The sequence below is a fragment of the [Mycobacterium] stephanolepidis genome (genome assembly GCF_002356335.1).
GTDB lineage: Bacteria > Actinomycetota > Actinomycetes > Mycobacteriales > Mycobacteriaceae > Mycobacterium > Mycobacterium stephanolepidis.
The window spans coordinates 3,847,310-3,868,344 of record NZ_AP018165.1 but is presented as its reverse complement, the minus strand read 5'-3'; the positions used below and the strand labels follow the sequence as shown (position 1 = coordinate 3,868,344).

Here is a 21,035-nt window from a genome sequence, read left to right as displayed (position 1 = left end):
AAGGACAAAACCGGCCAGAAACCGGAAGTCACACCCGTGACTGGCCGGGCCTGGGGACAAGGGAGGACACGAAGTGGCTAGCGTATTTCAGAATGACCTGGGGCTACTCGATGCAACGTCGAAGAAGATCCAGAACAAGCACCAGGAGTTCGCCGCGATTCAGAACCAGCTGCGCGACCGTGTAGCGGTGGGCACCAGCACGTGGCAGGGTTCGGCACGACGCGCCTTTGACGAGGCTATGGCTCGTTTCGATCAGGAGATGGGCGACATCCAGAAGGTGCTCCTGCAGATCTCCGACACCATGGAGTCGAACAAGCGTCGCATCCAGGAGATGGACGAGGGTCAGACCTTCTAACGTCCGTCAATAGTCATCACAGACATCACACTTAGCAAAGGGGAGTAAACATGCAGATTACCTATAACCACGGTGAGATTGATGCGTTGGTTGCGGACGTCAAGGGCGTCATCGGCAAGATCCAGGCTCATCTCGAGGAGCTACAACATGACGTGGATCCTCTGATTCAGCAAGCTGAAGGTCAGGAAGCGAGTGCGTACCAGGAGTACCAGAAGGCTTGGCACCAGTCCGCGGATGATCTCAACCAGATCCTGACCCAGCTCAACTCCAAGGTTGACCAGGGCAACCAGGACGCAATTTCGACCGACAACAGCGCTGCTGGCGCCTGGGGCTGATCGCCCGGTTGGTTTTGAAGACACTGTGGGGCCTTGGTGGAGGAGAGCCACCAAGGCCCCACAGTTTTATATGTCAGCAGTAATTGATGTGCGGCAACATATCGTGGGTCGACACTGGTTCACGAGTTCGTGATTGACATACACTTCGATCGGCCTGGTAGCGGGCCAATTCGGTGTCATTCGAAGTGAGGGGGCGGTGTGATCAAACAGGCTCTCATATGGCTTCGTGGGCAATTTCAACGTGCTCAGCTCAAGCACCTATGGCAAGCGGGAACTGTCGCTGTTTTGTCAGCCGCAGCAGCGTTTGGAGGGTTGGGCGCCGCGGCAACTATGAAACCGGTGTCGATAGGGCACGAGTATGACAATGGTCCGCTGCGTATTCTGGCGCGATCCTTAGCCGTTGAGTGTAACGAGGCCGAGCTACCTCCACTCATGGGATATGACATCAGACAAGGGAAGGTGGCTCTGGTTTTTCGGGTAGCGATCGAGAATCTGGTCGGCGAAGATGTCTCATTCGGAGGCGGAGATAACACCAGAGTTTTCGAACTGCAACCCACTGAGCCCGAGGGTTCATACGGTGGCGTATTTCCGGACGGCGCGACGCAGAATGCTGCGAACATCGCCGCACGTATGACGATTAATGCGTCTGTCATTTGGATGCTCTCCCCGAAGGTTCTGGCGGAAAGATCAACGATGCAGGTTGTGATCCGTGACCTCGAGAAGAGCGTCCGAACCCTGATCCCTGCATCGACCTGGTTCCCCACTGTGAGGGAAACGGGTGGGCTGCTGACAGTTCCGTCGAGGAGCTGCTAAATGCGGTGGTTCGCGCAAACGGAGATAGGCCGTACGCTTGTAGCGGTCGGATTAATATTGGTGGCGATTCTCTTCTGGTCACGTATCCCTAATCGCCCAGAATCATATGTTGCGTTGCCGGTTTCGGGACAGTTGGGTGAGCAGCTGATCGGGCGAAACATCTCGACAACAGTTCATGGCGTGTATAGCACAAAGAAGATTTCCGTTGAATCGAAATATGAGTACACCGCCCCATCTGATTACACTTCGACAGGTATCTGGATAGTCGTGGATCTGACCTGTATGACCTTGGTTGAGTCCTCGAAAGTAGTTGCCTACCTACAGGCAGGAGATGTACGCACGGCATTCCGTAGCGGATTTTCCAGCCCGCTCGGCATTCCGGACTCCCTTCAGCCCGGTTTGCAATATCGATTCGTGCTTGTGTTCGATATTCTGGAAGGCGGCGACAACATGATGTTGTCTGTCATGAACGCGTTCAAGGATATCAAAACTGGGTTGACAATGGATCCTCCTCTAGATTCTCGGCTTGATATCAAAATTCCGTCACGCGATATTGAGTCTCGACCAGTGGTGACTATCAATGGCGCAGAGGTTCGCACATGAGGTTACGGTGCAGAAAGGGAGATGTGTTGGCGGCCGTCGCTATTATGGCGGCGCTTGGAATTATTTGCCAACTAATCTGGATTCCGAGCATTGCGCGATCCATAGATGCAGACCCGGTTGACAGGGCCGTCGCATCGGGCCAAAGCGCGGAGCTGTACGGAGTGGTTTGGAGAATTCAAGAACTGCGTGTTCCAGATGCTCCGTCAAAAGCCGACTTGAAAATGCCTTCGAACGGAAGGATGGTTGGGTTCTTGTTCGAGCGGTCGCGAGACGGCGCTCTCATAGAGAGCTGGAATCGCGATCATTACCCGCCCTGCATGGCCCACATATACGACACTCATATGCGGAGATGGAACAGCGGCACCACGCCCGTCGAGGCGGGAAGATGGGCGGACAGAAACGGTTACGCACAGTCGTGCATGTCGACCAAAGGTGCGGGAAAGTATGCGCTTATCGCTATCGTGCCGCGCGACGCTCAGCTGTCTGGAGTTGAAGTACTGTTCAAGGAGTCGTCCGACAAGATAGTTGCTGTTCGGTTCGATATTGGTTGATCCGGCGCGCCAATGCAGTACCAGAACGTCCCGGCGACCAGACAGATACGAAGAGGTTCGACCGCCGTCCCGATCGCAAGTCGAATTGTTGCTTCGCGGCTTGTCCACCACGAAAACTCGTGTGGGCCGAACAGATGTGCCAGTACTCGCCATGCGATCCCATCGCTGACTGAGTAGTCAAAGAAGACTCCGGTCGGATAGAGGAGAACCAATACCGCGAACGAGACTATGTACACGGCGATGGGGACTGGGCCTTTCTGAAGTGCCAGTCTCAACGCGTCTTTCACGTGGTCAAACGTTCCGAGGATGCTGGAACGCACCTCGTCGGTGCGTGAGCGGATTGCCTTCGGAAGCTTTTGCCACCTAGATTTCACCGCATTCAGTGGCTTTCTCGTGGCTTGTGTGAGTTGCTCAAAACGTCTCTGTCCGAATAGGGCTTGCGAGGCGCCACCCCAAGTGGACGTGTTCTCATTTGCGTAGGCCAGCCCGGCGATTACAAACCACGACAATGGCGCAAGGATTGCTCGGGTAGTGCCGGCGGTGTGCTCGGTGATCCAAGTTACTGCATCTGCTATGGGTCCGAGGTGCTCGAACACGGCCTGTTTCTGCTCCTGATACCAGACGACGATCGTCCGTTCTTTGATCCACCGAGGTGACCCGAACACGACCGCGGCTGATGCAGAAAAAAGAATATAAACCCAGGCCGACTCAACGTAGAGGCGAGGAAGAATCATCCAGTTCGGCAACCGTTCGGCGATGAGCGAGAGCACTCGACGGATTGCGAGGAGGATCACCAAAATTATGGATAAGGTGGTGGTGTCCGCACGAAGGAGTCGGGTTACCTCCGATTGTGCGGTGTTGTCAATTTGTTGATTCTCGGTGAGGTGAATCGACGTTTGGCGTTCAAACTCCCATACGTCGTACATGTGAAGTTTCCACAGCACAATTACTGCGAATACCGGCAGTAGGATTTTCAAAGTAGTTCTGAGAAACGCATCAACCCCGCCATCTGTCGAGCCTGGGAAGATATACGGCCGGAGCACCCAGAACATGCCTAGGTACGTCAGCAGCATCGTCAGGGGCGACAGCGGCAGAAGGAAGTTTCCCCAGATCAGGCCATGTTTGACGGCTATTGCTACCGCCAGCTGAACGATGCCGTATCGCACCAGCCATCCGACGAGATAGATGGCGATCAACTGCAGGAAGCATCGTCGATACAGAAAGAATGTGTTCTTCAGGATCTCCACGCCTGGGCCTCCCCTTTGCCGTTGAGCAAGATAGTCCCATGCGCGAGGCTCGGTCGCGTTTTGACCTGCGGTGACGTGGCCCGGTAAGCTGCTCCGTTGGCGTGCGGTACGTCATCGCACATGAGGCTCGGGTCACCACTGGTCGCCGAGATCAACCTCCACCGCCCGCCATGACCAGCTCTCCGAACGGCAACAGCCGTCCGGGGATCCACCCGAGTAGACAAGGAAAGACTGTGCCTACCTACACGCCGAAGGCGGGTGACATCACCACGAGCTGGTATGTCATCGACGCCACGGATGTAGTGCTCGGCCGTCTTGCCGTTCAAGCAGCCACCCTGCTGCGCGGCAAGCACAAGCCGACCTACGCCCCCCATGCTGATGGTGGCGATTTCGTCGTCATCATCAACGCAGAGAAGATTGCCCTCAGCGGCAAGAAGCTCACCGACAAGTTCGCCTACCGTCACTCGGGCTTCCCGGGCGGTCTGCGCAAGCGCAGCATCGGCGAGCAGCTGGAGAAGTTCCCCACTCGCACGGTGGAGAAGGCAATCATCGGCATGCTGCCCAAGAACAAGCTTGGCCGCCAGATCGAGCGCAAGCTCAAGGTGTACGCAGGTCCCGAGCACCCGCACGCCGCGCAGCAGCCGATCCCGTTCGAGATTAAGCAGGTGGCTCAGTGACCGATATCGCCGAAGAGCAGACCCCCGAAGAGAACGCGGACGTCGCAGTGGACAGCGGCGACCAGGCGGTCGTCGAGGTTGTTGTTGAGGACTCCGCCGAAGAGACTGCCGTCAAGGCCGCTCCTCGTGGGCCCGTCGTCATCGACAAGCCCATCCAGACCGTCGGCCGCCGTAAGGAGGCCGTGGTCCGCGTGCGCCTCGTCCCCGGTACCGGCAAGTTCCACCTGGATGGCCGCACCCTGGAGGAGTACTTCCCGAACAAGGTGCACCAGCAGCTCATCAAGGCGCCGCTGGTTTCCGTCAACCGTGTGGACAGCGTGGACATCTACGCTCACCTCTCCGGCGGCGGCCCCTCGGGTCAGGCCGGCGCGCTGCGTCTCGCCATCGCCCGTGCGCTCATCATCGTGGAGCCCGAGGACCGTCCGGTGCTGAAGAAGGCCGGCTTCCTCACTCGTGACCCGCGTGCGATCGAGCGTAAGAAGTACGGTCTCAAGAAGGCCCGTAAGGCGCCTCAGTACTCGAAGCGCTGATCGACTCTGTTCGTCCGCGTATTGCGCCGGCACACAACCTGTGTGTCGGCGCAATCGCGTTATTGGGCCAGTTTGGTATGACTGGTTATGGAAGGTTTACTGCATGGGCTCACTATTCGGCACTGACGGTGTGCGCGGTGTCGCGAATGCCGAGCTGACGGCCGAGCTCGCGGTCGCGCTGGGCTCCGCCGCGGCACGGTCGTTGGCCAGTGGTCACGCCACCGCGGTCGTGGGTCGAGACCCGCGCGCCAGTGGTGAGATGTTGGAGGCTGCGGTTGTCGCGGGTATCGCGGCAGAAGGTGTCGACGTGCTTCGGGTCGGTGTGCTGCCCACTCCTGCGGTGGCATACCTGACGGGCGCCTACGGCGCGGCCTTCGGCGTCATGATCTCGGCCTCGCACAATCCCATGCCCGACAACGGCATCAAGATCTTCGGCGCCGGCGGTCACAAGCTCGATGACTCCGCCGAGGACGCCATCGAGGCGCAATTGGATGCACCTGCGGCACGTCCGACCGGCGCGGGTATCGGTCGCGTGCGTGACGCCGTAGACGCTCTCGACCGGTATCTGCATCATGTCGATAATGCCGCCACCCATCCGCTGAGCGGAGTCACCGTGGTGGTCGACTGTGCGCACGGCGCGGCGTCCGACGCGGCGCCCTTGGCGTACCGCGCCGCCGGCGCCCACGTGATAGACATCAATGCCGATCCCGACGGCCTCAATATCAACGATGGTTGTGGGTCAACACATCTCGGTCCACTACAGGCCGCCGTGAAGGCGCACGACGCCCACCTAGGGCTTGCGCATGACGGCGACGCCGACAGATGCCTTGCGGTAGATGCGGACGGGAACGTCATCGATGGCGACGCCATCATGGTCGTGCTCGCCGCGGCGATGGCGGAAGCCGGTGAGCTCACCGACAACACGCTGGTCACCACGGTGATGAGCAATCAGGGATTGCATATCGCCATGCGTTCGGTGGGCATCGATGTCAAGGTGACCGGCGTCGGCGACCGCTATGTGCTGGAAGAGTTACGCGCGGGCCAATTCGCGCTGGGCGGTGAGCAATCCGGTCATATCGTGTTGCCCTCACTGGCCACTACCGGGGACGGAATCGTCACCGGTCTGCGCCTCATGTCCCGGATGGCTCAAACAGGTAAGTCTTTGGCCGATCTTGCGTCGGCGATGCGCAGCCTGCCTCAAACGCTCATCAACGTGCGGGTCTCGGACAAGCACACAGTGGCGAAGGCGCCTGAGGTGCTTGCGGCCGTTGCCGCTGTGGAGTCCGAGCTCGCGGGCAATGGCCGAATCCTGTTGCGTCCTTCTGGAACCGAGCAACTGGTTCGCGTCATGGTGGAGGCCGACGAGCAGTCTACCGCGCAGCGCCTCGCTGAGCGGGTGGCCGAGGTGGTCGGCGCGGTTTAGGCGCGTGCCAGGCTGCGGGTGTACAGCGCGGAACCGGCAGCGTCGCACAGTGTGACGGTGAGATCGCCGCTTGCGCCGTCTATGTCGACCTGCCCGAAATGCTGGTAACCATCCAGCGGTGACTGCTGATCTGGCGGCGCCGCGTGGACGTAATCCGCACGCGGTCCGAAGGTTCCGTCGAGCGGCTTCTCCTGGCCTGCGCCGGCGTGCAGCGGACCCGACACGAACTCCCAGAACGGGTCGAAGTCTGTGAATGCGGCACGCGCAGGCGAGTATTCATGCGCAGCGGTGTAGTGCACGTCGGCCGTCAGCCACACCACATTGCGGACCTGTCGCGCTTTCAGTTGCGAGAGTATGTGTGCCAGTTCGGTTTCTCGCCCCAGCGGGGGGCCGTTGTCGCCGTTGGCGACGGCCTCGAAGTTCGTCTTGCCGTCGGGTACCACCAGCGCCAGTGGCAGGTCATTGGCGACGATCTTCCATACGGCCCTGGATGAGGCCATGGCGTTGATCAGCCATTCGGTTTGGCGGGCACCGAAGATGGCGCCGTGCTGCTGCCGGTTGGTGGAGTTGGGGTCCTTGTAGCTGCGCATGTCGAGAATGAACACGTCCAATAGCGGGCCGTATGAGACTCGTTGGTACACAAGGCCGTCAACGGCTTCGCGGGGTTCAGTCGGTTGCCATTCATGGAATGCCCGGTGTCCGTGCTGTGCAAGCACATCGACTCGCTTTTCGGTGTACTTGTCGTTCTCCAGAACCTCGCCGGGATACCAGTTGTTGAGCACCTCGTGGTCATCCCACTGCACGAGTTGCGGAACGCGTGCGTTGAAGTATCGGTAGTTGGCATCGGTGAGGTTGTATGCGTGTTGACCGCGGTATTGGTCGAGCGTCTGTGCCACAGCGCTTTTCGCCTCGGATACCTCGTTGCGCCAGATCCGCCCGTCGGGCAGGGTCAACGTTTCCTGAATCGGAACATCCGCGTACACCGTGTCCCCGCTGTGGAGGAAGAACTGCGGATTTCGGTCCGCCATGGTGCGGAAGATTCTCATCCCGCCGACGTCTGGATTGATGCCGAACCCTTGTCCCGCGACATCGCCGGACCAGATCAGTCGCACATTTCGTGCGGCGGTCGGCGCTGTCCGGAAGACACCGGTGACAGGCTCACTCAGGGCTCCATCGGAGTCCAGTGTCACCCGATAGTGCACCTCGGCGTCCGCGGGCAGGCCGGTGAGGCGCAGCCTGCCGGTACCGTCCGACTCCGGCGTGAGTACCGGACCGGTGAAACGTCGCACCTCCGAGAAGCTCTCGGTGGCAGCTGTTTCGACGAGCATGGTGGCGGGGCGATCCGAGCGTGCCCAGATCAACGCCCCGTCGGCGCGGGGGAATCCGCTTGCGACTCCATGCGTCAGTCTCGGACGAGTCGTCACCAACGCCGGCCCGCATGCCGCCGCCGGAGCAATGGCGAGCCCAAGCAGAGCGGCGCGCAGGACTGTGCGGCGCGGAATGGCTGTCATTCCACCACCTTCGGGGTGGCAGGCAAACGTACGCCGAACGCTACGCGAACGGCGTACGAATCACAGCAGCTCGCGCAGGGCCTCGACATGCTTGATCCGGCCTGCCGCATCGGCGGCGAGCGGGGCGACATTGAGAGTCGTCACACCTGCCTCCTTGAAGGCCGCAACCCGTTCGGCGACAAAACTCTTGGGCCCGATGAGCGAGATGTTCCTGACCAGCTCGTCAGGCACCGCATCGGTCGCTTCGGCCTTCTTACCCGCCAGGTAAAGCTCCTGGATGGTGTCGGCTTCCTTGCCGAAACCGTATGCGGTCGCGAGGTTGTGGTAGAAGTTCTTACCCTTGGCTCCCATGCCGCCGATGTAGAGCGCCAGGCTCGGCTTGACGAATCCGTACAGCGCCTCGACGTCGTCACCGATCGCGAGCGCCGGCCCGGCGTAGACCTCGAGATCGCCGAGCGACGGGTCGCGCTTGGCCTTGCCCTCGGCCAGGGCGGCACCCCAAACGTCATTGGCCTTCTCGGGAAGGAAGAAGATGGGCTGCCAGCCCTCGGCGATCTCGGCGGTCAGTGCCACGTTCTTGGGGCCAAGAGCGGCGATGAGTACCGGAATGCGGTCGCGCACTGGGTGATTGATCAGCTTCAGCGCCTTGCCCAAGCCGGTGCCCTGTTCGGGAGGCAGCGGCACGGTGAAGTACTTGCCCTCGAACTCCAGGCGTTCCCGACGCCACACCTTTCGGCAGATCTCGACGGTTTCACGGGTGCGGCCCAGTGGAGCGTCGTACTTCACGCCGTGGAATCCCTCGATGACCTGCGGGCCCGAGGCGCCGATGCCCAGGACGAACCGACCGTTGGAGACGTAATCCAGGCCGGCCGCCGTCATCGCCAGCAGGGTGGGGGTACGGGTGTACAGCTGGAAGATGCCCGACGCGAGCTTTACGGTGGACGTCTTGGCAGCGAGAAACCCGAGCTGGCTCGCGGCGTCATACGAGTAGGCCTCGGCGACGAACGCGATGTCCAACCCGACTTTCTCCAGCTCAGCGAGCTCGTCAACGACTTCGGTGAATCCGCCGGCATAGCTCAGCGTGGTTCCAATGCGCATGCGGCGACCCTACCCGACCAAGCGGTTGAACGGGAAGACGCATGATCCACAGATCGGTGAAAAAAGATGGAACCGGAAGTGGCATGCACCCGTCGTAGTCAATATGGGAGAAACCTCGATCAACGTCGCTGGTGTCCGGGGGGTCGCTGGAGAGTTTGACAGTGTGGCCGAAGAGCTGCAAAAAGCCATTCAGCAGCTGCGCGGGTTGTCTTTCGGTGGGGCATCGGCCGGACGGTGGCATACGACCAAGGGCGACGCGGTCAGGGATGGACTGCGCGAGGTGGTGACTCATCTCGAGAACTGGCAGCGCACCAACACCGCGATCGCCGAACAACTCCGCGCGACCGCGCAGCGTTATGCCGATCGGGATGCCAAGAACAAGGCAAGGGTGGCTGCAGTCAATGGCAGGTAAGTACGACATCGAGTCGCTGCGCAGCGAGGGGATCCAGGCGATCGCGAACTCGCAGAACTACACCACCACCGCGATCCGGGGTAACGGTAAGTCTCCGGTCACCATCACCAACCCGGACCTCACCGCCAACGAGCGCCAGCTGTTCGATTGGTACGACATGGACGCCGGCATGGATCTGAACAAGCTCGGTGCGGATCTTGAGCTCTTCAAGAGCGCGGTGACCACCATGAAGTCCGCCGCCGAGCGCCAGCACGGCCAGCTGCAGCAGCTCATGGGAATGTGGGAAGGCAAAGGCTCGGAGGCCGCTAATCAGTTCTTGCGGACGCACAACTCCACCGCCGACGCGGTGACCAAGGAATTCGGGCAGGTATCCACCGGTCTGGACGGGTTGCGTGAAACGTTATGGAACATCGTCGATCTCAAGAAGCAGGCATCGACCATGGTCGATGGGTTGGTGACCGATCGCGCGTCTTTCGACAGCGCCGTCGCCACCTACAAGACCGGGACCGGTGACAGGTCGGTGGCAGACGAGACCAACGCCACGAAGATCGGCCCCCATGTCCAACAGAACATCGAGGGCAAATGGCTTCCCGCGATGAAGGCGGCGTGGGGCAAGGGTGGCGAGGCGTACGACACGTTCACCAGTGCGCTGAAGCAGGAGCTGCCCGCGGAGTTCAAGAACCCGCCCGGTCAGCTCGGACCGGAGTACGACTCGGACACCGAATCCCCGCAGAACTCCACGGACAGGGACAAAGACAAAGGCGGCAAGCAGGAGTCAGGTGCTACCGGGGGTGGCCAGAGCAGCGGAAACAGCGGGTCCGCCGGCGATAGCGCGGGCGGCGGGATGCAGGGCACGGCCACCCCGGCCTCAGCGATGGGTAATCAGGGCGGGCAGATGTCCGGCGGTGGGCAGCAGAGTGCCGGGCAGGGGCAAGGGCAGCAGGGCATGGACCCGAGCCAGATTGTCAGCGGGTTGACCGGGGCCATGACGGGCGCTCTCGGATCTATCGGCCAGGCCGCCAGCGGCATTGTCAGCGCGATCACCGAGGGCCTCTCCAGCATCCCGTTCGACCAGTTGGGGCAGGGCGGCGAGGCCGGTGCGGGCGACGAGAGGCCCGAGGACAAGATCGACGGGAAGGCCGACGAGGCCGCCGACAAGAAGGACCCGGACGCCAAGATGGCGGCGGCCAAGGACGCGGCGATCCAGGAAGCCCGCTCGGATGCGGGCGCGACGTTCGCCACGGATGGCAAGCCTATGCAGGGCCCGGGCGTTCAGCTGGCGGGAGCAGGGGGTGTGGAGGCCACTCCGGCCCCCGCAGGCCAGACCACCCCGGGTGCACCGCTCGGGACCACGACGCCGCCGGGGGGTGCGATTCCGCCGTCCACCGGTGGGCTGTCCGCGGCGCAGCCCGCTGGATCGATGTCGCCGGTGACCCCACCGCCGGTCCACACACAGCAGCCGAACGCGGTCCAGCATCCCGAGCCCGCGCAACAGCCCTCACCCGTGCCCTCGGTGGGGCCCAGCGGTCGGCAGGCGCAGCCCCAGGCCGCAGGGACGGATGCCGGGGAGACGCCGTGTGAAATCGCCGCCGATGAACTGCCCAAGGCCGGACGATGATCGACATCACCGACGCCCTCGCGGGCATCGTGTCGGATTTCGAGAGCACCCTGGATCAGCTGCGGGATGACGCCGATGCGGCGCGCAGTGACGTGGTGCTCGATGAGTCCACCCATATCGGTGAACTTCAGATGCCCGTGCAGATCCATATGACCGAATCCGACTTCGATGAGGACGACCTCTACCGCTGGCAGCGGTGGAGGCGCTGACTACCTCAGTAGCGATTGCACGCGATCGATCTGGCTGATCTCCAGCGCGGTGGATTCCGGCACCGAGGTGTTCGGCAGTTCAGCCGCCGGGTCGGCGAAGTCGCGGTAGCGCTTGTCGCCGACGAGCTGGAAGAGCAAGTATCCGGTCAACAAGGCGCGAGTATTGCGCTGGGTTGCCCGATTCGATCCGCCGAGACCGACGAATCTACGCAGCCAGCTGTGTTCCGGTAGCCCGCTGGACTTCGCCTTCGCGATGTTCCGCAGCTCGGCACCCGGCCACGCCTGCGAGAGCGCCAGGGCATTCGATCGCAGCGATTGCGCGTCGTCGGTGCTCGTCACAACAAGTCCGGGGATGGTCAACGCGGTGGCACTGTTCTCCACGGGCGGCTGCGTTGCGCTGGGAAACAGCGCGGCGACGGCCTTGGCGCCGATCGGCCGATTCTTCTTGTCCACCGGCGCTGAGGACCGCGTGGCCGCGAACACCGCCGCCGAGGCGCCCAGTCCATGACCGGCCAGCGCGAGCTTGGTCGGATGCACGCTGATCTTGCCGTCGCCGAGGCGCACCCGGGTCACGATCTCGAGTGTTGTGGCCAAGTCGGCTGCCAGATTCAGGTGTGACGGGATCAACCCCTTCTCGGTGTCCGGGGCCGCCGCGACGATTCCCCAGGACGCGAGATGTTCCAGGGTCGCCCGATACTTGTCGGTACCGGTCAGCCAGTCGTGTCCGAAGGCCACCGCAGGCAGATTGAAGCCGGAATCCGGGGTGTAGACGACGCCGGTCACCCCGGCGAAGGCCAGGTCGCCACGCAGAACCTTGTGCGGACCACGACGGGTCAGGGCTTTGAATAGCGTGCGGGTACTCGCCATGGGATGACCGTAGCTGATCGTTGTCGTTGCGGACCGCGGCGGGAACTGAACTACCCTGGTGGGCTATGTGCGGAATCGTCGGGTACGTCGGCCACCGGGACGCTCTTGGTGTCGTCCTCGAGGCGCTGCGGCGGCTCGAGTACCGGGGCTATGACTCGGCGGGGGTTGCGCTGGCCGACGGAAGCGGCGGGCTGCTGGTGCAGCGCAAGGCGGGCCGGTTGGCCAACCTGGAATCCGCGATCGCGGAATCGGGTGAATCCTTCGGCGCGACCACCGGCATGGGGCACACCCGCTGGGCCACCCACGGCGCCCCCACCGACCGCAACGCGCACCCGCATCGGGATACGACCGGCAAGGTCGCGGTGGTCCACAACGGGATCATCGAGAACTTCCCGGCATTGCGGGCCGAACTGGAGGCCGCCGGCGTCGAGTTCGCCAGCGACACCGACTCCGAGGTGGCCGTGCACCTGGTGGCGCGCCAGTACGAATCGGGAGACACCGCCGGCGACTTCGTGGCCTCGGTGCAGGCCGTGGTGCGGCGGCTCGAGGGTCACTTCACCCTCGTTTTCTCCCACGCCGACGACCCGGGCACCATCGTGGCCGCGCGCCGTTCCACCCCGCTGGTGGTCGGTATCGGTGACGGCGAGATGTTCCTCGGGTCCGACGTCGCCGCGTTCATCGAATACACCAGGGAAGCCGTCGAATTAGGGCAGGACCAGGTCGTGGTCATCACCGCGGACGGCTACCGCATCACCGACTTCGCGGGTAACGACGACGCCGACAACGCCCGGGTCTTCACGATCGACTGGGACCTGTCGGCCGCGGAAAAGGGCGGCTACGAGTACTTCATGCTCAAGGAGATCGCCGAACAGCCGGCGGCGGTGTCCGACACCTTGTTGGGGCACTTCGACCTCGGCCGGATAATTCTCGACGAGCAGCGGCTCTCCGATCAGGAACTGCGCGATATCGACAAGGTGTTCGTGGTCGCCTGCGGTACGGCATTCCATTCGGGTCTGCTGGCCAAGTACGCCATCGAGCATTGGACGCGGCTGCCCGTGGAGATCGAGCTCGCGAGCGAATTCCGCTACCGGGACCCGGTTTTGGATCGCAGCACGCTCGTCGTCGCCATTTCGCAATCGGGTGAGACCGCGGACACCCTGGAAGCGGTGCGGCACGCCAAGGAGCAGAAGGCCAAGGTGTTGGCCGTCTGTAATACCAACGGTTCGCAGATTCCCCGTGAATGCGATGCGGTGCTCTACACGCGGGCCGGGCCGGAGATCGGTGTCGCCGCGACGAAGACATTCCTGGCCCAGGTGACTGCCAATTACATTGTGGGCCTGGCCTTGGCGCAGGCTCGCGGCACCAAATACCCGGATGAGGTGGCTCGTGAGTACCACGAGCTGGAGGCCATGCCGGAGTTGATCGAGCGCGTCATCGCCACCATGGATCCGGTCGCCGAGCTTGCGCGGCAGTACGCGCAGTCCTCCAGCATCCTGTTCCTGGGGCGCCACGTCGGATACCCGGTGGCGCTGGAGGGTGCGCTCAAGCTCAAGGAGCTGGCGTACATGCACGCCGAGGGATTCGCGGCCGGAGAGCTCAAACACGGGCCGATCGCGCTGATCGAAGAGGGACTGCCGGTCATCGTGGTGATGCCGTCCCCCAAGGGCATGGGATTGCTGCATTCGAAGCTGCTCAGCAACATTCGTGAGATTCAGGCCCGTGGGGCACGGACGATCGTGATCGCCGAAGAGGGCGATGAGACGATTCGGCCGTACGCGGACCACCTCATCGAGATTCCGGCGGTGTCGACGTTGTACCAGCCGTTGCTGTCCACGATTCCGATGCAGGTGTTCGCCGCGGCGGTGGCGCAGGCCCGTGGGTACGACGTGGACAAGCCGCGGAACCTGGCCAAGTCGGTAACCGTCGAATAGCGGCGTCTATGTCCTGTGGCGCGGCAACCCGACGTCGCTGACCCCGCGGCGTACCGTCTGCATCGCACACCCACCAGTTCCTCGATGTCGATGAGCGAGCGAGGGGAGCCCACGATTCATGAAGTACTACTACAGCCCCGAGCAGATTCGGGAGGCCGAGGCACCGCTACTGGCGGCCCCGCCCGAGGGCGCCTTGATGCGGCGTGCGGCATACGGATTGGCCACGATCGTCGCTGACGAGTTGTCGCGGCGGGCCGGCGTGGTGGTCGGGCGGCGTGTGTGCGCGATCGTTGGTTCTGGAGACAACGGGGGAGACGCCTTGTGGGCGTTGACCATCCTGCGCCGACGCGGCGTATCGGCCAGTGCGTTACTGCTGAATCCCGAGCGGGCCCACCGCGCGGGTCTTGCCGCCTTCCGTAAGGCCGGCGGCCGGGTGGTGTCCGCGGTGCCCGGCGATACGGATCTCGTTCTGGATGGCGTTGTAGGAATTTCGGGGACCGGTCCGCTGAGGCCGGGAGCCGCCGAGATCGCCGAACAGATCAATGCCGAGGGCATTCCGGTGATCGCGGTGGACATTCCCAGTGGCATAGACGTGCACACCGGCACAGTGGACGGCCCGGCCTTCCGCGCCGCGGTCACGGTGACATTCGGTGGCTACAAACCCGTTCATGTTCTTGGTGATTGCGGTGAGGTCCGGTTGGTCGACATCGGGCTTGACCTGCCCGCCACGACGATCCGGGAACTCGACGCCCATGATGTCGCCCTCGCCTGGCCAGTTCCCGGACCGGCCGATGACAAGTACACGCAAGGCGTGACGGGTGTGCTGGCGGGATCGCACACCTATCCCGGGGCCGCCATCTTGTGCGCGGGTGCCGCCGTCGCGGCGACGGCCGGGATGGTTCGATACGCCGGATCGGCTGCCGCCGAGGTGGTCTCGCATTGGCCGGAAGTGATTGCCACCCAGACGGAAGAGGCCGCCGGCCGCGTGCAGGCCTGGGTGATCGGTCCCGGATATGGAACCGGTGAGCGCCAGACGCGAACCCTGCGGCGGGTGCTTTCGGGCGGCCTGCCGGTACTCGTCGATGCCGACGCCCTGACGATCCTCGCCGAGCACCCCGAGTTGGCCGATCTCGTGGCAGCGCGCGATGCCCCCACGATCCTGACCCCGCACGCCGGTGAGTACCGCAGGCTCGCAGGTGAACCTCCGGGCCCCGATCGGGTCGGCGCCGCGCGGTCGTTGGCGGTGCGGCTGGGTGCCACGGTGCTCCTCAAGGGCAACGTCACCGTCATCGCGCAGCCGGACGGAACCGCGTACGTGAATAGGGCACACGGGTCGTGGGCCGCGACCGCGGGCTCGGGCGATGTGCTCTCGGGTGTGATCGGCGCGCTGCTGGCCGCCGGAGTTCCCGCCGACAAGGCCGCGGCGATGGGGGCCCACGTGCATGCTCGAGCGGCGTCTGCCGCCGCGGCGGATCCCGGTCCGGGTAAAGCTCCCATTTCGGCTTCCCGTCTTCTTGGGCATCTGCGTTGGGCGGTCGCCGAAATAGGGTGAGAATCGGCTTATGTCGAATCCCCGCGATCAGTTCAGCCTTTCGGCGCACGCCGGAAAGATCAACGCCTCGTCCTTTAGCCCCGCCTATACCGGCCGGTTGTCGACCGCGCCCATCCCGGCCTTACGCCTCCCCGATGAGCCGATGGATCCGCAGGCCGCCTACCGGTTCATTCACGACGAACTGATGCTCGACGGCAGTTCGCGGCTGAACCTCGCCACCTTCGTCACGACCTGGATGGATCCCGAGGCCGAGAAGCTGATGGCCGAGACGTTCGACAAGAACATGATCGACAAGGACGAGTACCCGGCGACCGCAGCGATCGAGTCGCGGTGCGTGGCCATGGTGGCCGATCTGTTCCACGCCGATGATCTATCCGCCGAGGACCCGTCATCGGCGATCGGGGTATCGACCATCGGGTCCAGCGAGGCGGTGATGCTTGCCGGGCTGGCCCTCAAGTGGCGCTGGCGCGCCAAAATCGGTGACGGCTGGAAGGGCCGCACACCGAACCTGGTGATGGGGTCCAACGTGCAGGTGGTGTGGGAGAAGTTCTGCCGGTACTTCGACGTCGAGCCGCGGTACCTGCCGATGGCGAAGGACCGGTACGTCATCACTCCCGAGCAGGTGCTCGATGCGGTGGACGAGGACACCATCGGGGTGGTGGGCATCCTGGGCACCACCTTCACCGGTGAGCTGGAGCCGATTGCCGAGATCTGCGCGGCGCTGGACACTTTGGCGGCCATGCCCGGCAAGCCGGATGTCCCGGTACACGTAGACGCCGCCAGCGGCGGTTTCGTGGTGCCGTTCCTGCACCCCGAACTGCGCTGGGACTTCCGGCTGCTCCGGGTGGTGTCGATCAACGTCAGCGGGCACAAGTACGGCCTGACCTATCCCGGAATCGGCTTCGTGGTGTGGCGCAGCAAGGAACACCTGCCCGAAGATCTGGTGTTCCGGGTCAACTATCTCGGCGGAGATATGCCGACGTTCACCCTGAACTTCTCCCGCCCGGGTAATCAGGTGGTCGGGCAGTACTACAACTTCCTGCGGTTGGGGCGGGCCGGTTACGCACAGGTGATGCGCTGTTTGTCGGAGACCGCCCGCTGGTTCGGCGACGAGCTGAACAAGAGCGAGCACTTCGAGGTGATCACCGACGGCTCGGCGATCCCGGTGGTGTCGTTCCGGCTCAAGGGCGACCGCCCGTATACCGAGTTCGACATCTCGCATTCTTTGCGGGCCTTTGGCTGGCAGGTGCCGGCCTACACGATGCCCGAGGACGTCACCGATGTCGCGGTGCTGCGGGTGGTGGTACGCGAAGGCTTCTCGGGTGATCTTGCCCGTGCGCTGCGCGATGACCTCATCACCGTGTTGAAGGGGCTTGACGAGCTGAAACCGAACGGGCACTTCGACGCGGTGCAGCCGTTCGCGCACTGATTCGGCGGGCTGGAGCGCAGCGACTCGGGGATCTGATGCGGATGGGACAATGGAGCCGGTGACGACAACTTCGACGACAACGGACGGCCTCCCGCCGAACACGGGTGAGACGACCGCACAGGCGGTCGTCGACCTGGGTGCCATTGCGCACAACGTCCGGTTGCTGCGTGAGTACGCCGGCGAGGCCAGGCTCATGGTGGTCGTCAAGGCCGACGGCTACGGGCACGGAGCGTTGCCGGTGGCACGTGCCGCGATCGCCGCCGGGGCCGACGAGCTCGGTGTCGCCACCATTGGTGAGGCACTGCAGATCCGTGCGGGCGGGATCGACGCGCCACTGCTCGCCTGGCTGCATGCCCCGGGCGCCGACTACGCCGCCGCGTTGAATGCCGATGTCCAGGTCGCGGTGTCCTCGCTCGATCAGCTCAGTGAGCTGCTTGACGCTGCGCAGTCCACCGGGCGTCAGGCGATCACGACCGTCAAGGTGGATACGGGGCTCAATCGCAATGGGGTACCGGCCGAGTACACCCGTGACCTTTTCGAGGCGTTGGCGAAGGCGCAGGCCGAGCAGTCAATTCGGGTGCGCGGCATCATGTCTCATTTTGCATATGCCGATCAGCTCGGTAATCCCACCATCGACATGCAGAAAGGCCGGTTCGACGAGGCGCTCGAGCTGGCACGTGACCTGGGGCTGCGTTACGAGGTGGCACACCTGTCGAACTCGGCGGCCACGCTGACTCGTCCCGATGTTCGATATGGCATGGTGCGCGCGGGAATTGCGCTGTACGGCATCAACCCGATGCCGGGTGAGATACGGACCGGTCTGATTCCGGCGATGTCGCTCACGTGTGCGGTGTCGTCGGTGAAGCCGGTGCGGGTCGGTGAAGGGGTGTCCTACGGACACGTATGGACGGCTCCGCGCGATACCAATGCGGCGCTCATCGGGATCGGCTACGCCGATGGCGTGGTCCGTGGACTGGGTAACCGCTTCGAGGTGGCCATCGGAGGGCGCCGCTACCCGAACATCGGCCGTGTCTGCATGGACCAGTTCGTGGTCGATGTGGGCGACAACGAGGCCGGGGTGCGGGCCGGCGATGTCGCAACGCTTTTCGGCTCGGGTGTGGCGGGAGAGCCCACCGCGCAGGACTGGGCGGAGCTGCTCGACACCATCGCCTACGAGGTGGTCACCTGCCCACGCGGCAGGGTGGTGCGAACGTACCGGGATTCCAGGACCGTTGAGCAGTAAGTCGAACGCCTGGTTGGCCGGCGTGGCGGGGCTCGGTGCGGTGGTGACGGTGGCCGGTGTCGGCACCGCACGCTCGATCGGTAGACGCAGGTTCGACGATCCCTACCGCGATGAGGATTTCGACCTCTTGGAGACCGATCGCGGCAGCATCGTGATGACCGACGACGGTGTACCGCTGGCGGTTCGGGAGGTGGGTCCGTCGAACGCGCCGTTGACCGTCGTGTTCGTACACGGCTTCTGTCTGCAGATGGCTTCCTTTCATTTCCAGCGCCGCGAGCTCGCGAGCCGCTGGGGAGACAACGTTCGCATGGTTTTCTATGACCAACGCGGACACGGACGCTCGGGCCTGCCGGCTCCGAAGTCATGCACCATCCGTCAGCTCGGCGACGATCTCGAATCGGTGCTGCGCGTGTTGGTACCCCGGGGTAACGCTGTCCTGGTGGGGCATTCGATGGGCGGCATGACCATCCTTGCCCACGCCGGACGTCACCCCGAGCAGTACGGCCGCAGGATTGTCGGGGTCGGATTGATCGCCAGTGCGGCCGAAGGTCTGTCGCACACCGCCATCGGTGAGGGGTTGCGCAATCCGGCGCTGCGCGTGCTGCGGACGGCCGTGCACTACGCGCCGAGGCCTGCTCATCACGGCCGCGGTGCGGTCAAGTCGCTCGTCGGTCCGGTGCTACAGGCCGCTTCCTACGGAGGTCAGCGGGTGAGTCCCACGCTGGTGAGGTTCAGTGAGCGCATGATTCATCAGACACCCGTCACGACCATCGTGGATTTTCTGCGGGCACTCGAGGAGCACGACGAGACGGCGGCGCTGCCGACCATCGCGCCGCTGCCGAGCCTGGTGGTGTGCGGTGATACCGACATGCTCACCCCGCTGGTTCAATCGGAGTCCATGGCAGCGCAATTGGGGTCGAAGGGACACAACGAGTTGATCCTGGTGCGCGAATCGGGGCATCTGGTGCAGCTGGAACATCCGGGAATCGTCAACGACGGCATCGATCGTCTTGTGAGGCGCTCGACCCCAACACTTTTCGCTGCTATCAAACAGCGTCTGCGTGATCGGACCGGACTGTGATCGACGACTCGGGACGCATCGCGTTGCCCACGCTGCAGGACACACTGGATTTCGGGGCGCGGATCGGCAGGGACCTCGCCGCGGGCGACGTCGTCGTGCTCGATGGGCCCCTGGGTGCGGGAAAGACCGCATTGACCAAGGGGATTGCGCTGGGCATGGATGTCGACGGCCCCATCACCTCGCCGTCATATGTGCTGGCCCGCGTCCACGAGGCGCGGCGCCCGGGTGCACCGGCACTGGTGCATGTGGACGTCTACCGGCTGCTGGAACATCAAAGTGCCGACCTGCTCGGCGAGCTCGACTCACTGGATCTCGATACCGATCTGGACGATTCGGTGGTTGTCGTGGAGTGGGGCGAGGGGCTGGCGGAGCGGTTGTCGGAACACCATCTGGACATCCGACTGCAACGTGCACCCGACTCCGATGAACGCACCGCAACCTGGCATTGGAGCCGTAAGCCGTGAGCGTGATACTTGCCCTGGACACCGCCACGCCCGCCATCACAGCGGGGCTTGTGAGGCGGGCACCAGATGGATCGGTGCAGGCCTTGTCCGAACGAATCACCATGGGTGCCAAGGGGCATGCCGAGGCGCTTACCCCGAACATCGGTGCGGCGTGTGCCGACGCCGGTGTCGCGGTCGGTGAACTCGACGCGATAGTGGTGGGTTGCGGCCCGGGTCCGTTCACCGGACTGCGCGTCGGGATGGCGACCGCCGCGGCGATGGGACTGGCGCTGGACATCCCGGTGTACCCGGTATGCACGCTCGACGCGATCGGCTATGACACCACCGGCAACGTGCTCGTCGTCACGGACGCGCGCCGGCGTGAGGTGTACTGGGCCGGCTACCGCGACGGAACGCGCATCGGCGGCCCGGCCGTCGACGCGCCCGCAGACGTCTCGATGCAGGACTACACCCTGGTGGCTGGATCACCGGATCACACAGTGCTTTTCGATCTCCCGGTGCTTGACCGCCAGTTTCCGTCATCGTTGCGGCTGGTGCAGGTGGCCGACTGGGATCAGCCTCCAGGTGCCCTGACGCCGCTGTATCTGCGTCGCCCCGATGCCAAAGAACCCCGTCGATGACGGTCGAGCTGAAGCCTCTTCGCCGGCGCGACGCCCGTCGGTGCGCCGAACTTGAGGCGATTCTGTTCGCAGGTGATGACCCGTGGCCGGAGTCGGCCTTTCGCGCGGAGCTCGCGTCCGCTCACATTCATTACCTGGCGGCCAGGGACGGGCACACGCTGGTGGGATACGGCGGCATCTCCCGGTTGGGGCATCACGAACCCGAATATGAGATTCACACCATCGGCGTGGATCCCGCCTATCAGAAACAGGGCATCGGACGGCTTCTGTTGGACGAGCTGCTCGCGCGTGCGGATCGCGATCCGGGGCCGGTGTTCCTAGAGGTCCGCACCGACAACGTGGCGGCGATCGCGCTGTACCACGGCACAGGATTCGAGACCGTCGGCGTGCGCAAGCGGTATTACCCAGGCAGTGGAGCCGATGCGTTCACCATGAAACGCCCTGCGCAGGGCATCGTGAAATAGGC

General features: G+C 63.5%; 21 protein-coding genes. 17 read left to right on the top strand and 4 right to left on the bottom strand.

What is annotated here, in order from left to right; genetic code table 11:
• The first annotated feature begins 73 nt into the window (after positions 1–73).
• The 3 genes from MSTE_RS19235 (at position 74) to MSTE_RS25015 (ending at position 2,106) form a co-directional block, all read left to right on the top strand.
• A complete protein-coding gene (locus MSTE_RS19235; RefSeq protein ID WP_096503642.1) occupies positions 74–355 on the top strand; it encodes a WXG100 family type VII secretion target in 282 nt (93 codons plus the stop codon).
• Positions 356–405: 50 nt separating this feature from the next.
• Complete coding sequence (locus MSTE_RS19230) at positions 406–690, top strand: WXG100 family type VII secretion target (protein WP_096503640.1); 285 nt, start codon at positions 406–408, stop codon at positions 688–690.
• An 813-nt stretch (positions 691–1,503) separates the two neighbouring features.
• Positions 1,504–2,106 (top strand): hypothetical protein, encoded by a 603-nt coding sequence (locus MSTE_RS25015; RefSeq protein ID WP_157997722.1) that lies wholly within the window; start codon positions 1,504–1,506, stop codon positions 2,104–2,106.
• A 475-nt stretch (positions 2,107–2,581) separates the two neighbouring features.
• Here MSTE_RS25015 and MSTE_RS19215 read toward each other — a convergent pair whose 3' ends face one another.
• Complete coding sequence (locus MSTE_RS19215) at positions 2,582–3,904, bottom strand: hypothetical protein (RefSeq protein WP_096503634.1); 1,323 nt, start codon at positions 3,902–3,904, stop codon at positions 2,582–2,584.
• A gap of 233 nt (positions 3,905–4,137) precedes the next feature.
• Here MSTE_RS19215 and rplM point away from each other — a divergent pair, with 233 nt between their 5' ends.
• From rplM to glmM, 3 genes are all read left to right on the top strand, one after another.
• Entirely contained in the window at positions 4,138–4,581 is a 444-nt protein-coding gene (gene rplM, locus MSTE_RS19210; protein ID WP_030096756.1) for a 50S ribosomal protein L13, read from the top strand.
• Positions 4,578–5,111, top strand: coding sequence for a 30S ribosomal protein S9 (gene rpsI, locus MSTE_RS19205; protein ID WP_096503632.1), 534 nt, complete (start codon positions 4,578–4,580; stop codon positions 5,109–5,111). The genes rplM and rpsI overlap by 4 nt, the downstream gene beginning before the upstream one ends.
• 103 nt (positions 5,112–5,214) lie before the next feature.
• Positions 5,215–6,534 (top strand): phosphoglucosamine mutase, encoded by a 1,320-nt coding sequence (gene glmM / locus MSTE_RS19200; RefSeq protein WP_096503630.1) that lies wholly within the window; start codon positions 5,215–5,217, stop codon positions 6,532–6,534.
• Here glmM and MSTE_RS19195 read toward each other — a convergent pair.
• Positions 6,531–8,045, bottom strand: coding sequence for an alkaline phosphatase D family protein (locus MSTE_RS19195; RefSeq protein ID WP_096503628.1), 1,515 nt, complete (start codon positions 8,043–8,045; stop codon positions 6,531–6,533). The two genes, glmM and MSTE_RS19195, sit on opposite strands and share 4 nt — an antisense overlap.
• A 60-nt stretch (positions 8,046–8,105) precedes the next feature.
• Positions 8,106–9,143, bottom strand: coding sequence for an LLM class F420-dependent oxidoreductase (locus MSTE_RS19190; RefSeq protein WP_096503626.1), 1,038 nt, complete (start codon positions 9,141–9,143; stop codon positions 8,106–8,108).
• A gap of 103 nt (positions 9,144–9,246) precedes the next feature.
• On the opposite strand from MSTE_RS19190, the gene MSTE_RS19185 reads away from it, so the two are divergent.
• The 3 genes from MSTE_RS19185 to MSTE_RS19175 are packed head-to-tail and all read left to right on the top strand — an operon-like array spanning position 9,247 to position 11,382.
• Complete coding sequence (locus MSTE_RS19185; protein ID WP_096506116.1) at positions 9,247–9,555, top strand: type VII secretion target; 309 nt, start codon at positions 9,247–9,249, stop codon at positions 9,553–9,555.
• Positions 9,545–11,173 (top strand): hypothetical protein, encoded by a 1,629-nt coding sequence (locus tag MSTE_RS19180; protein WP_096503624.1) that lies wholly within the window; start codon positions 9,545–9,547, stop codon positions 11,171–11,173. The genes MSTE_RS19185 and MSTE_RS19180 overlap by 11 nt, the downstream gene beginning before the upstream one ends.
• Positions 11,170–11,382, top strand: a complete 213-nt coding sequence (locus MSTE_RS19175) for a hypothetical protein (RefSeq protein WP_096503622.1) — start codon at positions 11,170–11,172, stop codon at positions 11,380–11,382. The genes MSTE_RS19180 and MSTE_RS19175 overlap by 4 nt, the downstream gene beginning before the upstream one ends.
• Here MSTE_RS19175 and MSTE_RS19170 read toward each other — a convergent pair whose 3' ends face one another.
• On the bottom strand, positions 11,383–12,249 hold the full coding sequence (locus tag MSTE_RS19170) for a dienelactone hydrolase family protein (protein ID WP_096503620.1): 867 nt from the start codon (positions 12,247–12,249) through the stop codon (positions 11,383–11,385).
• Between the two features lie 65 nt (positions 12,250–12,314).
• Between MSTE_RS19170 and glmS the strand changes: the two genes are divergently transcribed.
• From glmS to rimI, 8 genes are all read left to right on the top strand, one after another.
• On the top strand, positions 12,315–14,180 hold the full coding sequence (glmS, locus tag MSTE_RS19165; protein ID WP_096503618.1) for a glutamine--fructose-6-phosphate transaminase (isomerizing): 1,866 nt from the start codon (positions 12,315–12,317) through the stop codon (positions 14,178–14,180).
• Positions 14,181–14,298: 118 nt separating this feature from the next.
• A complete protein-coding gene (locus MSTE_RS19160; protein ID WP_096503616.1) occupies positions 14,299–15,732 on the top strand; it encodes an NAD(P)H-hydrate dehydratase in 1,434 nt (477 codons plus the stop codon).
• 10 nt (positions 15,733–15,742) lie between these two features.
• Positions 15,743–17,161: a glutamate decarboxylase gene (locus MSTE_RS19155; RefSeq protein ID WP_096503614.1), complete on the top strand. Its 1,419-nt coding sequence runs from the start codon at positions 15,743–15,745 to the stop codon at positions 17,159–17,161.
• A 49-nt stretch (positions 17,162–17,210) separates the two neighbouring features.
• Positions 17,211–18,404 (top strand): alanine racemase, encoded by a 1,194-nt coding sequence (gene alr / locus MSTE_RS19150; protein WP_096503612.1) that lies wholly within the window; start codon positions 17,211–17,213, stop codon positions 18,402–18,404.
• Positions 18,394–19,485, top strand: coding sequence for an alpha/beta fold hydrolase (locus MSTE_RS19145; RefSeq protein ID WP_096503610.1), 1,092 nt, complete (start codon positions 18,394–18,396; stop codon positions 19,483–19,485). The genes alr and MSTE_RS19145 overlap by 11 nt, the downstream gene beginning before the upstream one ends.
• Positions 19,482–19,949, top strand: coding sequence for a tRNA (adenosine(37)-N6)-threonylcarbamoyltransferase complex ATPase subunit type 1 TsaE (gene tsaE / locus MSTE_RS19140; RefSeq protein ID WP_096503608.1), 468 nt, complete (start codon positions 19,482–19,484; stop codon positions 19,947–19,949). The genes MSTE_RS19145 and tsaE overlap by 4 nt, the downstream gene beginning before the upstream one ends.
• Positions 19,946–20,569, top strand: coding sequence for a tRNA (adenosine(37)-N6)-threonylcarbamoyltransferase complex dimerization subunit type 1 TsaB (gene tsaB, locus MSTE_RS19135; protein WP_096503606.1), 624 nt, complete (start codon positions 19,946–19,948; stop codon positions 20,567–20,569). The genes tsaE and tsaB overlap by 4 nt, the downstream gene beginning before the upstream one ends.
• Complete coding sequence (gene rimI, locus MSTE_RS19130; RefSeq protein ID WP_096503604.1) at positions 20,566–21,033, top strand: ribosomal protein S18-alanine N-acetyltransferase; 468 nt, start codon at positions 20,566–20,568, stop codon at positions 21,031–21,033. The genes tsaB and rimI overlap by 4 nt, the downstream gene beginning before the upstream one ends.
• The last annotated feature ends 2 nt before the right edge of the window (positions 21,034–21,035 follow it).

Bases quoted from the DNA above. Each gene is read 5' to 3' on its own strand.
- MSTE_RS19230 (WP_096503640.1), top strand. From the start codon at position 406: ATGCAGATTACCTATAACCACGGTGAGATTGATGCGTTGGTTGCGGAC.
- MSTE_RS25015 (WP_157997722.1), top strand. From the start codon at position 1,504: ATGCGGTGGTTCGCGCAAACGGAGATAGGCCGTACGCTTGTAGCGGTC.
- glmM (WP_096503630.1), top strand. From the start codon at position 5,215: ATGGGCTCACTATTCGGCACTGACGGTGTGCGCGGTGTCGCGAATGCC.
- MSTE_RS19195 (WP_096503628.1), bottom strand. From the start codon at position 8,045: ATGACAGCCATTCCGCGCCGCACAGTCCTGCGCGCCGCTCTGCTTGGG.
- MSTE_RS19190 (WP_096503626.1), bottom strand. From the start codon at position 9,143: ATGCGCATTGGAACCACGCTGAGCTATGCCGGCGGATTCACCGAAGTC.
- MSTE_RS19185 (WP_096506116.1), top strand. From the start codon at position 9,247: ATGGGAGAAACCTCGATCAACGTCGCTGGTGTCCGGGGGGTCGCTGGA.
- MSTE_RS19180 (WP_096503624.1), top strand. From the start codon at position 9,545: ATGGCAGGTAAGTACGACATCGAGTCGCTGCGCAGCGAGGGGATCCAG.
- MSTE_RS19175 (WP_096503622.1), top strand. From the start codon at position 11,170: ATGATCGACATCACCGACGCCCTCGCGGGCATCGTGTCGGATTTCGAG.
- MSTE_RS19170 (WP_096503620.1), bottom strand. From the start codon at position 12,249: ATGGCGAGTACCCGCACGCTATTCAAAGCCCTGACCCGTCGTGGTCCG.
- glmS (WP_096503618.1), top strand. From the start codon at position 12,315: ATGTGCGGAATCGTCGGGTACGTCGGCCACCGGGACGCTCTTGGTGTC.
- MSTE_RS19160 (WP_096503616.1), top strand. From the start codon at position 14,299: ATGAAGTACTACTACAGCCCCGAGCAGATTCGGGAGGCCGAGGCACCG.
- MSTE_RS19155 (WP_096503614.1), top strand. From the start codon at position 15,743: ATGTCGAATCCCCGCGATCAGTTCAGCCTTTCGGCGCACGCCGGAAAG.
- alr (WP_096503612.1), top strand. From the start codon at position 17,211: ATGGAGCCGGTGACGACAACTTCGACGACAACGGACGGCCTCCCGCCG.
- rimI (WP_096503604.1), top strand. From the start codon at position 20,566: ATGACGGTCGAGCTGAAGCCTCTTCGCCGGCGCGACGCCCGTCGGTGC.